The sequence below is a fragment of the Sphingobacterium sp. SGL-16 genome, assembly GCF_011043515.1.
Lineage (GTDB): Bacteria > Bacteroidota > Bacteroidia > Sphingobacteriales > Sphingobacteriaceae > Sphingobacterium > Sphingobacterium litopenaei.
Genome location: NZ_JAAKGQ010000074.1, coordinates 1 through 11,453, shown reverse-complemented (window position 1 = coordinate 11,453; position 11,453 = coordinate 1). Strand labels below are relative to the sequence as shown.

Here is an 11,453-nt window from a genome sequence, read left to right as displayed (position 1 = left end):
TTTCGGACATATTTCGGACGTTTAAATCATAAATAGATATATTAATAATTTAATATATCTATTTTCTTTTTTTGAGGAATGATTCGTAACTATCTTTAGTTGAGTATATAAAATGTTCATGCATATCTCTAGTGTTTTTGCCTGATATATCATCCACGATAATCTTTGAGCGATAAGGGTGTACAATTATGCCTGGAACGTTATGCATGACAAACTCAAGCTCCTCTATTGCATTTGATTCTACAGACTCTTTTTTTGAAAGAATGATATAAAAATAGAATGAATTTATTGCTATACAACGAATAATGAAGTGTTCTAGCGTTCTCCCAGTGTCAATCGATGCACATCTGGCTGAATGTGGGGGAAGTATTTTCCCTTCTTCATTAGAAGGAATAACAAGATCAAGTTTGATTATTATATCCTCTCTTTGACTCCCTCCATCTAGGATGACTTTACGATACTTTGCAAAAGGGTTGTTCTCTTTGGTTATCGTTCGTGAAGAATTATATGTGATTTTAAGTAGACAACGCATCAGCATATCATAATCATATTCAAACTCAAGATTATTTGACTTTTCTTGGAACTGATGAAAGTAGCGGTCGAAAAGTAGAGATAAGTAAGCATCGAGATTTGATAGTTTCTTGTTGTTGCACGCTGCACATACATCGGCTATAATCAATTCCCCACTTATATATTTATTTTGGATGCCTACATATCTCGCTGTAAGGTCAGGCATCCTTTCAATAATGCATTTTGGCCAAATGTGTTCTCTTGTCATAGGGCCTTCTTTGTCGCAATAGGCGCAGGTTTTTAATTTTGACATTTGTAGTTTTTAGCAATTTAATATATTTTATGGTAATTGAGTTGTTTGATAAAAATGAATTGAGGTATTTATAAAGAGTATATTCTGTATCTTTGTACCTTTATAACAATAATTTTGTATATTTAATTTAGCTATACACAATTAAAACAAATGCAGTTTTATGAATCAAGATTTAATGCTTCGCTTATTTCGTTCTATCGAAGGAGAACCTAATGATGATATCATTAAGGTAGCAGATGCTATCATTGATTCAGAACGTAAAAAAGGACATGGCAAACTAGCAGATAGATTGACTGGAATCTTAAAACGAAATGTCCAATCTAATCAATCCTTAAAAGGCGAACTCAAAAATATTTTTGGATCTACTATTGCTATCCCAACAGATAATCGTAAAAACATACCATTAGCTGTAGAGATTTCACGAGAAGAATTACGACATGATATGGTATTACCTGCTTTTGTAGAAGAAAAGATTCAACGTATAGAGAAGGAATATGTAGCTCGTGAACGATTAGCTCTGTTTGGATTAGAGCCTAAAAGAAGAATATTATTACATGGGGCACCTGGTTGCGGAAAGAGTATGAGTGCTGAGAGGATAGCTTGGAATACAGGACTGCCGTTTTTAAAAGTTCGTTTCGAAGCAATAATCTCATCTTATTTAGGAGAGTCCGCAACTAATTTAACTAAGCTTTTCGAGGCAATTGCATCATACCCTTGTGTACTGTTGTTAGATGAGTTTGATTTTATAGCAAAGGCGCGAGGTGATAAGCAAGATGTTGGAGAAATGCATCGTGTAGTTAATATACTTTTAAATGTTTTAGAAGATTATAATGGTCCTGGAATAGTAGTTGCCACAACCAATCTTCAAGGATCTATTGATCAAGCATTATTTAGACGCTTTGATGATATTATCGAATTACCTAAGCCAGGTAAGCGTGAAATCACTAGAATATTAAAGAATACCTTAGGAGCGATTAAAGTATCTAAAGACATAGATTGGAATGGGATTGCGGACGATTTACTTGATTACTCAGCTGCACTCATAGTGAAAATTGCTTTAGACGGAGCTAAGATAGCTGTGCTAAGCGGAAAGCAAGAAATAGACACGCTGCATTTACAACAATCTATTCAAGAAAATAAAAACTATAAAACCTAATATGTAAAGTATCGCTACAGCTTTTAATTTACCAACTAATTTATGAGCCAATTCCCACATCTTCCCCTTAAAGATTCTTTTAAGGGTGATTTTCGATTTAAATCTGGTTTCCGGAAGCCAAATCCCAAAACAATAGAGAACCGTGAAAATAACAGAAATCATGGTGCTTTTATAGGAAACAATGCAAACTCTGTAAAGGAACACCATCAAAATGAACTTGCAAGAAGAGCACAAGAAGGATTACCTTATCTAGATGAAAACATAATTCCGGTGTTTCTTCAAGTCGACCCTTATGGATTCGATATAGAAGCATTGAAAGGTTTTGGTATAGAGATTATTTCCGAAGAGGAAGAAGGATTTATTATTGGGGCGAGTATAGATGGATTTACCTCTCTTGAAAGAAAAATCAAGCAGTTTGTTGAAGAAGATAAAGCAGTAAATACTGCTCAGCTTTGGGATATTGTGTTAGGTAAGAACTGGCGAGTGGAACAGATTCTTTCAGAAGAGTTACAACATCAATGGGATCGGATAGACGATGAAGATATGTTGGTAGTAGAGGTGTCGATTGCTTGCTATTTTAAGGCGCCAGAATATCCTTCAAGGGATAAGGAAGATTCAGATGAAAATTATGAGCAACGAATTGAAAGATGGAGAAAACGCTATCAAGAATATGAGATAGAAAAGGACGATTTTGAATCCGCTAGGATCGAAGATGTACAACGTTTTCTTGATAACTATGGTGCGGAGATCATAAGCAGTTTCATCTCTGAGATAGATAGCTTTAGTTTTAGCGTGCGTCTTCGAGGAAAAATATTAAAGGATTTAGTACTTAACTATCCTTATGTATTTGAAGTGATTGAAAAAACAGTGATTGACTCACCTTTCGCATTTGAGGTGGATGGAGAGGAATTAGACATAAACGTATTACCACCTATCCAAGATGCACCTAAGATATGTATCGTTGATAGTGGTATTATGGAAGGACATCGATTATTAGCATCTGCAGTACTCGCAGAAAAATCTATTAATTTCGTTCCTGGGATACCTGATACCGTTGCTGATGGAGTCGTCAACGGTGGTCATGGTACGCGCGTTGCCGGTGCGGTATTGTTTGGTAATAATATACCAAGAAATGGTGACTATCAAGCGCCTTGTTATATATACAATGCGAGAGTATTGAATGGAGATAATCAACTATCTTCACTGCTATTTCCACCAGAACTGATGGAGGATGTTTGTTTCAAATTTGGAGACGCGCATGTTTTTAATTTATCTATTAACAATAGGGTAGCTTGTCGTACCACGCATATGTCTCAGTGGGCAGCTTCTTTAGACCGAATGAGTCATGAAAATGGACATCTATTTGTAGTTTCGGCGGGAAATATATCTACTGAAAATGCACAACCAAATAATCCTGGCATTAAAGATCATCGATTAGCAGGCAGGAATTATCCAGTATATTTGTTAGAAAATGCATCGCGAGTCGCAGATCCTGCGCAAAGCCTATTTTCTATTACAGTTGGTTCTATCTGTATGGATCATTATGAAGATGATGATCATAAGTCTTTTGGACAAAGAGATCATGTATCCTCTTTTTCGAGAAGTGGCTTGGGGATTTGGAATTCAATAAAACCGGAACTTGTTGAATACGGAGGGGATTGGGTTGCAGAAAAAATGGGTAATAACTTAATCTTCAAAGAGGCTACTTGTCCAGAGACAGTAGTGTCTAGAGGACCAGGTGTAGCTAGAGATACAGTCGGTACATCCTTTGCAGCACCAAAAGTATCACATATTTTGGCGAAGTTGCTAGTACTGTTTCCACATGAAGACACACTATTTCATAAGGCATTATTGCTTCAGTCTGCACGTCTACCTGAGCATGTCCGTCATAACCCTGATTTGAATGCTATTCGACATTACGGTTATGGAATTCCAGATAGTGGACGAGCCTTAGAAAATTCAGCTAGACGCATTACGTTCACGACCTCAGATGTTGTATCACCTGGTCAAACGAATTTATATACTGTTCAAATTCCTAATGAACTTAGGCTTCAGGGCCAAGATTTTGATATCTTGATAGAGGTATCACTTTGTTATACAGCCAAAAGTAGACGTACTCGTAGACGTATTAATTCGTATCTGTCATCCTGGCTTTCCTGGCAATCGGCTCCACTGGGGCAGGGTATCGAGGATTTCAAAAAAGAGGTGATTAAAAATATTGAAAATGATGTTGATACAGCTAATGACGATCCATATGATCACCCTACACGAATTCCATGGACAATACACGATCACCCAATAAGGGGACTTGTAAAAGAAATAAAAAGACAAGCTAATGCCAATCAGAAGGATTGGGCAATAGTAAAATCTTATAATCTACCTTCAGAACTTTCGTTCGCTGTAGTTGGACATAAGGGCTGGGAGAAGGACTTAGAGGAGAATGTGCCTTTTGCCTTCGTTGTCAGCTTCGAAGTCTTAAATGGGGAGATACCATTGTATGATTTGATGGCTCAGGTTAATATTGAAGTAGAGCAGGAAAGTCAGATTTCTTTATTTTAATTACTGTAACAAATATTTTTGAGTTGTTGGAAAAGGCAAGGGATGCAGCTTTATAAAAATAAAAATAGCATAGATTTAAAGGACAAGGAAAAGTGACATAAATTATTACCAACAGAAGTCGATTTTTGTTTTTTCCATGGAGCTTATAACACTATGTGGCAAATATCAATATTCATGTCTGTTTTAAAAAACGGTGATATAGAATCAATCTTTTTCATTATACCATTCAAAAAATATTATGAAAACATTGAATAGTAGTAGTATGTGTTAGATGTTATTGCTTGATTTAAGTAAGTTACTTGTTTTTATGAAATTTTATTTGTGATTAATAAGTACAATAAAAAGCAACCAAACTGAAGGTGCTCTAAACAGAATAAATCAAAATGTTTTTTTTAGAGAGTTTACATTTAGCAAAAATGATTTTATCGTTTACAAAAACAAGCTTGTATTATCTGATACCTTAGTTTGCCTCGACAGATATCAGAAGTTTATTCCGAAAGCTGTTAATCACATGACTTTGTTTTCTCCGATTATACCTGTTCTAACTTAAATGCTTAAATAACTTATTTTTGTTAGCGAGACTAGATATAGTAAGAAGGTATCACTTTTCTTGTTTTTGTTCTAGGAAATCCAAATCTTGTATCGTTTTTAAAATATTGTTTTTTTCTCCGTAAACGAAATGCTCTGCTCTTTCCAATTGAGAGATATTAAGAATTCTGACAGCTTGCTCGGAAGCAACTTCCCCATGCTCTATTCTTAAAATAATATTTGGGTCTGTATCTTCTATAAAGGGATATAAATTTATCATGTGGTATTTGTCAATTGGTAGCTGTATTTTACAAGAAGGGGAATATAGAGGTTCCGATGTATAGACGGGGCGATCACTTGAGATTAATCCTATAGGGCTATTGTATTTAACCACCATAATATGATAGGAAATTTTTAACTCTACTAACCCTTTTAATCTTGATATACATTCGATATTGGAAATTTGTCTGTTATCATTTCTATTTTTGGTTTTAGCTTCATCTATACTTTTATCAGACCAATCGTATGCTAATTTTCCGTCTTTTGTATATAGTTTTTTTTCTGTACCTAATTGTTCATGAGAATTAAACACATAATCTATACTTCTATCTGTCAAACTATCTAATGCTTGAGCTATTTTAGGGGTTCTTAATTCTTGGGAGATTATATGGCGAAGAATTTTATTCTTGATTTCTGGTGTTATTTTTTCTGTCTTTTCATTAGTCAACAAATTGTATATACTGTTGTAATGGCTTTCAATATTATTAGCATAATATTTTTCCAACCATCTTTTATCTATTTCAGAAGGTGAGTGGTCGAAAGTGTAAAATTCATTGATCTTACAAATATTTTTGATGTTAACTCTAGGTATATTAATGTCTTTTTGCTTTTTATAAAAGACATCAACGAAATAATCCTTTTTCTTGATTGATGTTGAGAAGTTCTTTAAATAAACTCTAGGTACTATATGTTGGCCAATAGGTTCATTCATAGTAATTATTTTGGATTGGTAATAAAAAGTAAATTAGAGCTGTGAAGTTATATAGTCCATTTTGGACTTGAAATTTGTACGAAGCTTTGTATTGATTGGGTTTCTTAATTCATTGCAATAATTTGAGAAAACCGATAAGATTTCTTGATGAAATAAATGTCGTTGTATTAATATTCCCTCTTCTATATCATTGTTATTTGCCCAAGCTAAAATTGGTTCTTTACGAATATGAATTAAAGATTTCTTCTTTGTTTGAGCTTGATGTAATATCCCACATCTAATATGAGAATAGAATATATAGGACTTTCTCTTGCTTGTAAAAAATGCTCTAAAATCATTTGATTTCTGAAAAAAATTATGAAACGCAATGGAGTGATGACCAGAGGTTTCTTTCTGTCCATTGTAAAACTGTTGAAGAGTTTCAATTATCAGGCAGTCTAACGCAATAATAGCGAAACCGGCAAATTTGCCAACTTCTCTGTCTTTATTGTTTTCAAGTATTTTAATCTGATTGAAGAATCTACCATACATCCGATCTTCAAATATATCAACAGCAGTATTCCAATCCTTAGAGCCATGAATTAGGTTCAATGTGTCCCAATCAGATTTTGAATATTTTGGACTAATTTTAACTGCTTTATATAGCATAATAATTGACTTCGTTTAATCAAATCTAATAAATTTTGTAGATAAAAATATACTCAGAAAAATTAATCATCTTTCCAAAAGATTAATTAGTATTAATGTTTTAATTGAAATATCTTAAAATGAAGAAAAGCTTAAAAGTCTCCTTCATCTCTAAAAGAATAATAAATATCAGCAGTTAGAACAATGTGATCTAATAGCTGTATATCTAAGAGTTTTCCAGCTTCTATTATTTTCTTGGTTAATGCTCTATCTGCTGCGCTTGGTGTCATTGTACCAGAAGGATGATTGTGGGCTATAGCAATTCTTGTTGCATTACATAATAATGCAGAGGACATAATCAATCTCATATCTACCATCACAGTATCTAATCCTCCATCGGCAATCTTGCGGTAACCTACTATATCCAGTTTGGTGTTAAAATATAATGCATAGAAACTTTCTCTAATTTCAAACTCTTCCATATCCCAGATCATACGGAATGTTCTATCCATTAATCTAGAGTTGTTGATACATTTGAAATCCTCAGCAGATAATTTAGGATTTCTGTGGTAGCTTAATTTTAGTTCATTAGCGATAAAGTTCTTTTTCATGTTTGTAAATTTTAAATGAATTGAAAATTGAATTAACGCTGAATGGCTTACGAGTCTAAGGCTGACTATGCAAAAGAAAACAGGATAAAAATGACGAAGTGAAGGAGGCTCCATTCCTCAAGAATGGATACCCATTTTTTGAACTGTTTTATTGGGTGTGTAGGAATTTGAGGGATGGAGCATGTCAGGCACACGAAGTAACTTGGCGATTAATTTAATTGAAGAAAAAAAGACTCTAGGCTCGATGCCTAAAGTCTTTTAGGAATTAATCACGTTGTAATTTTCTAATCTCTCGTTGTTTTTCTTTGATGCTCCATTTCAATCGCTGTTCTTCTTCTTTTTTAATAACTGTTTCTTCCACTTTGTCAGGATTTCTTCGGTATATAGAATCTAAGGAATTAGCGAGAGAAGGATACTCTAAATTGAGAATTCGGTATTTCACTTCAAATGATTTAGCTAGCTCTAAATTTTTATTAAGAATCCATATCTGCCCAAAGCAAAAGAGTATTCCACAAAATAAAAATGAGAATAAACATATTACGCTTAGTGATTTATAATCAAGAGTGTGTTTAGTAATGACCAATGTTTTTTCGGGAATAGTAGAAACCGAGTCAATCAATGATTTACGTTTTAGTTCTAATTTCTCGATAGATTCATTTATGATGTTTTCGATAGCAGGAGCTATTCCTTTGTATTGATCAATGGTGAGAAAATAAGGGTCTAAAGCGTGTAGAAAACTATTTAAATTTTTCTCTCTACTAACGATTAAATCTTTAAGTACGGTCAAATTTTCACTTAAAGATTTGTTAAGGCTGGCTGTTTCCTCATTCTTAGCTCTTATATTGGGAGATAAGTTCAAAAGTTCCTTATTAATGGTGTCCATTAAGACCTCTATTTCTATTAATTTTTGCTGTATTTGTTCCATAGTTTTTAATATTTCAATTTACGTTTACGTTTTTTCTGTTGATTTTCATTTTCTTGTTCGGGTTGGATATCAGAGGCTAGATCAAAAATTAGATTGAGGGCTTGATTTTGCTCTTTTGATTTAACGGACTCTGATATTACTGGTATAACTTGAAAAATGTTGTTCAGTGAATTTGAAACTTCTTTATTAGCTTGAAAAGTCTGCTCGATTTTAGAGAAAGAAAATTCTCTGCTGATTTCAGAACCTATCTAACAAGGTAAAGAAACGTATTGTAGTGCCATTTGAAGGTTATATAGCACCAGCTTTGGATATTTTAAAGAGATTAGATTATAAAGTACCAAAAATTTCCAATCAGAAATTTAATGAGTACATAAAGGAGGTTGGAAAATTAGCTGGACTAAACGAAGAAATTCATATTACTCGATATTCTGGAAAGGATAAACTTATCATCAAAAAAGAAAAGTATCTCTTTTTGTCAAGTCATACGGGACGTAGGTCAATGGTCACAAATTTATTAAGCCGTAATGTCCCGATTACATTAATTCAAAAACTTACTGGACATTCAGATATAAGAACTCTTATGAAGTATGAGTCTGCAGGAACGGACTCCTTAATTGAAGCACTAAATAAATTTTAAATTATGAACAACAATTATTTTAAACTGAGGAAAGCGTGGAGACCACTTAATAACAAATTTGATCTTGGAGGATTTTTAAAAATAAATCCCGTCCATGCTTCTGGTTATTTTGTAATGCGAATATTCAGTTTAAAAGAAAAACAATACTTGCCTTTTTACGATTATCATTTGAAATACTATCTTGAAAATAATGCCACAGGTAATGAGCAAACATTTCTCGCTAGGGTTATAGAGTACATTGATAAAGATATAAGATCAAGGGAGATATTACATTATTACAAAACTATAACCAAAACAAGAATATATAAACTATCTAAATTTAGAGAAGCATTAAAGCAGGTCGACAAATGGGAAATAACTCTTACTAATGAGGAGCGGATGAAAAAATCCATTTCCTACGTGCAGGAAATCATGGATTGGCAAAACGTAAATGACACAAGAAAAGTATTATCCAAACTCTTATTTGATGAGGTAGGTTCGGACAAATTTTTCATCGAGTATAAGAATATAATTGAAGAAAGAGATAAGTTAAAATCCGAGCTTGAAAATAAAACTAAAGAATTTAATGATTTGCAAAAATCTTTTAAAGCAATTGCACCAAATACAAAAATCCAAATTATTAATGGAAATCATATTCCTTTAATAGATCTATTTCTACAAATTAAGGATTTGGAAAATCCCGAAACAAATAGACCTTATTTATCAGGCAGTCCCGACACCTGGTCATCATTGATTTCAAATTATTTCCAATACCATGAAAATAATTTGAAATCAAATAATAATCGCGAACTAAATTGGAACTCAATACGTGATTATTTCCTTGACAAAAGTGGAACAAAACTGAGGAACAAGGATAATAGAAACAAATATTTTCACATTAAAGAATCTAAAAGAATTTACCAATAAACAAGCTTTAAAGCCTATAATCAAGGATTTCACTCATCAAAATCCCCATAACGATACCGTTATGGGGATTTTTTATTCAAATTCCTTCCAAATTTGTTTCAAGTTAACACAACAGAACATTGGTTAACAAATCGAAGAAAGTGGCCACGACTTCGGCATTCATAAACTTATAAACATGAGAAAAGTATGATTCAATTAGATCAAAATGCCCTTCGAGATTGTATTCGTGATGCAATCAGGGAAGAACTTCATCTTATTATTTCAGATGTCCGAAAGCTGACCACTAACAAAGATCATTTAGATTCTGAAAAACTATTAACGAAGAGAGAAATGGCAGATGAACTTGACATTTCCCTAGTTAGTCTGACTGATTGGATGAAGCAAGGTCGTATCCCCTATCTACGTATGGGTAAACGTATCTATTTCAAAAAACAAGAGGTTGTGAACTCAATGGCAAATTTCCATCACAAAAAAGGAGGTAAACAATGAGCGTATTCGAGCAACAAATTATTGATTCCTTTCTAAAATCAATTGTTAGAATAACAGACAATTTTTTAGAGCCTCCAATTATGATTCAAGTGTGTTCATCTGATTCTATAATTGGTACGCTTGGGAATTTCAGTGCTTCTACAGGGAAAGCGAAAAGTAGAAAAACTTTTAACGTGATATCCATTGTAGCAGCTGCTTTAAGTGGTAAACAAATTCTCCAATACAAAGTTCAAGTACCTGAAAAAAGAAGAAAAGTTATTTATGTGGATACAGAACAAGGGAAATACCATTGTCTTAGATTACTAAAGCGTATCTATAAATTAATTGACTATCCAGAAGCAAAAATTCACGATGACATTATTTTCATTGCATTAAGAGAATTTCCAACCAAGGACAGAATTCACATCATAGAATATGTGTTAAGTAAATATGGTCATGAAATATCACTCCTAGTAATTGATGGCATTAGAGACCTCGTATTCGATATAAACAATGCTACAGAGGCAACGGATATCACAAATAAGCTGATGAAATGGTCTCAAGAGTTGAATATTCATATTCACACTGTTTTACATCTCAATAAAGGAGATGAAAATAGTAGAGGACACTTGGGAACAGAACTAAACAATAAAGCGGAAACGATATTGGTTGTTTCAAAAGACATTACAGATTCTAACTATAGTATTGTCACTCCCAAGTTTATCAGAGATATCGAATTCGACCCCTTTGCCTTTTATATTGAAGAAGGGATTCCGAAACTCAACGAGACTTTTGATTTGAGCAACGCACACTCTAAGAAGGCATTCGATTATCATGAACTCTCGGAAAGTACACATCGTACCGTTCTGGAAATATTGTTCCATGAGAAGGATATTTCCTATAGCTATAGTGAGTTAATCCCTAAGATTCAATCGACTTATACCAATGCTGGGTATTCTTTTGGAATTAATAAAGCGAAGTTGCTGAAAACCTTTTTAGAGAACAAAAGGATGATTATTAAAGAAGATAAAGGATATAAATACAATCCTGAATTCTATTACTAAAAAACAGGTTTAGTTTAGTCTGCCCTTATATAGTAATAGACTAAACTAAACCTATTAAAATATTAATATTATGACTTGTAAAGAATTAAAACAAATAGAACTGATTACAATCATGAATTATCTTGGTTTTATTCCAAAAATATCAAATAATCAAGCTT

11 protein-coding genes are annotated in these 11,453 nt (G+C 33.2%); 6 read left to right on the top strand and 5 right to left on the bottom strand.

What is annotated here, in order from left to right; translation table 11 throughout:
- Window positions 1-58: 58 nt before the first annotated feature.
- Complete coding sequence (locus G5B32_RS16115; protein WP_165292523.1) at window positions 59-823, bottom strand: HNH endonuclease; 765 nt, start codon at window positions 821-823, stop codon at window positions 59-61.
- 175 nt (window positions 824-998) lie between these two features.
- Here G5B32_RS16115 and G5B32_RS16110 point away from each other — a divergent pair, with 175 nt between their 5' ends.
- Both G5B32_RS16110 and G5B32_RS16105 read left to right on the top strand, forming a co-directional pair.
- Window positions 999-1,979, top strand: a complete 981-nt coding sequence (locus tag G5B32_RS16110) for an AAA family ATPase (protein WP_206366936.1) — start codon at window positions 999-1,001, stop codon at window positions 1,977-1,979.
- Between the two features lie 42 nt (window positions 1,980-2,021).
- Entirely contained in the window at window positions 2,022-4,538 is a 2,517-nt protein-coding gene (locus tag G5B32_RS16105) for a S8 family peptidase (protein WP_165292521.1), read from the top strand.
- Between the two features lie 601 nt (window positions 4,539-5,139).
- On the opposite strand, the gene G5B32_RS16100 is transcribed toward G5B32_RS16105, so the two are convergent.
- The 4 genes from G5B32_RS16100 to G5B32_RS16085 form a co-directional block, all read right to left on the bottom strand.
- Window positions 5,140-6,057, bottom strand: a complete 918-nt coding sequence (locus G5B32_RS16100) for a DUF4238 domain-containing protein (protein ID WP_165292520.1) — start codon at window positions 6,055-6,057, stop codon at window positions 5,140-5,142.
- Between the two features lie 33 nt (window positions 6,058-6,090).
- Window positions 6,091-6,705, bottom strand: coding sequence for a hypothetical protein (locus tag G5B32_RS16095; RefSeq protein ID WP_165292519.1), 615 nt, complete (start codon window positions 6,703-6,705; stop codon window positions 6,091-6,093).
- Window positions 6,706-6,836: 131 nt separating this feature from the next.
- Entirely contained in the window at window positions 6,837-7,295 is a 459-nt protein-coding gene (locus G5B32_RS16090) for a JAB domain-containing protein (RefSeq protein ID WP_240899081.1), read from the bottom strand.
- A 265-nt stretch (window positions 7,296-7,560) separates the two neighbouring features.
- Window positions 7,561-8,220, bottom strand: coding sequence for a hypothetical protein (locus G5B32_RS16085; protein WP_165292518.1), 660 nt, complete (start codon window positions 8,218-8,220; stop codon window positions 7,561-7,563).
- A 274-nt stretch (window positions 8,221-8,494) separates the two neighbouring features.
- Between G5B32_RS16085 and G5B32_RS16080 the strand changes: the two genes are divergently transcribed.
- The 4 genes from G5B32_RS16080 (at window position 8,495) to G5B32_RS16065 (ending at window position 11,295) form a co-directional block, all read left to right on the top strand.
- Window positions 8,495-8,857 (top strand): tyrosine-type recombinase/integrase, encoded by a 363-nt coding sequence (locus G5B32_RS16080; protein WP_317166124.1) that lies wholly within the window; start codon window positions 8,495-8,497, stop codon window positions 8,855-8,857.
- A 3-nt stretch (window positions 8,858-8,860) separates the two neighbouring features.
- The gene (locus G5B32_RS16075) at window positions 8,861-9,763 is read left to right on the top strand and encodes a hypothetical protein (protein WP_165292517.1); all 903 of its coding nucleotides are present in this window, start codon (window positions 8,861-8,863) and stop codon (window positions 9,761-9,763) included.
- A gap of 186 nt (window positions 9,764-9,949) precedes the next feature.
- Window positions 9,950-10,252 (top strand): helix-turn-helix domain-containing protein, encoded by a 303-nt coding sequence (locus G5B32_RS16070; RefSeq protein WP_165292516.1) that lies wholly within the window; start codon window positions 9,950-9,952, stop codon window positions 10,250-10,252.
- Window positions 10,249-11,295 (top strand): AAA family ATPase, encoded by a 1,047-nt coding sequence (locus tag G5B32_RS16065; RefSeq protein ID WP_165292515.1) that lies wholly within the window; start codon window positions 10,249-10,251, stop codon window positions 11,293-11,295. Before G5B32_RS16070 ends, G5B32_RS16065 begins: the two co-directional genes overlap by 4 nt.
- Window positions 11,296-11,453 lie beyond the last annotated feature (158 nt).

What these genes read in the sequence shown, in the direction of transcription:
- G5B32_RS16115 (WP_165292523.1), bottom strand. Translation starts at nt 823, where the DNA reads ATGTCAAAATTAAAAACCTGCGCCTATTGCGACAAAGAAGGCCCTATG.
- G5B32_RS16110 (WP_206366936.1), top strand. Translation starts at nt 999, where the DNA reads ATGCTTCGCTTATTTCGTTCTATCGAAGGAGAACCTAATGATGATATC.
- G5B32_RS16105 (WP_165292521.1), top strand. Translation starts at nt 2,022, where the DNA reads ATGAGCCAATTCCCACATCTTCCCCTTAAAGATTCTTTTAAGGGTGAT.
- G5B32_RS16100 (WP_165292520.1), bottom strand. Translation starts at nt 6,057, where the DNA reads ATGAATGAACCTATTGGCCAACATATAGTACCTAGAGTTTATTTAAAG.
- G5B32_RS16095 (WP_165292519.1), bottom strand. Translation starts at nt 6,705, where the DNA reads ATGCTATATAAAGCAGTTAAAATTAGTCCAAAATATTCAAAATCTGAT.
- G5B32_RS16090 (WP_240899081.1), bottom strand. Translation starts at nt 7,295, where the DNA reads ATGAAAAAGAACTTTATCGCTAATGAACTAAAATTAAGCTACCACAGA.
- G5B32_RS16085 (WP_165292518.1), bottom strand. Translation starts at nt 8,220, where the DNA reads ATGGAACAAATACAGCAAAAATTAATAGAAATAGAGGTCTTAATGGAC.
- G5B32_RS16075 (WP_165292517.1), top strand. Translation starts at nt 8,861, where the DNA reads ATGAACAACAATTATTTTAAACTGAGGAAAGCGTGGAGACCACTTAAT.
- G5B32_RS16070 (WP_165292516.1), top strand. Translation starts at nt 9,950, where the DNA reads ATGATTCAATTAGATCAAAATGCCCTTCGAGATTGTATTCGTGATGCA.
- G5B32_RS16065 (WP_165292515.1), top strand. Translation starts at nt 10,249, where the DNA reads ATGAGCGTATTCGAGCAACAAATTATTGATTCCTTTCTAAAATCAATT.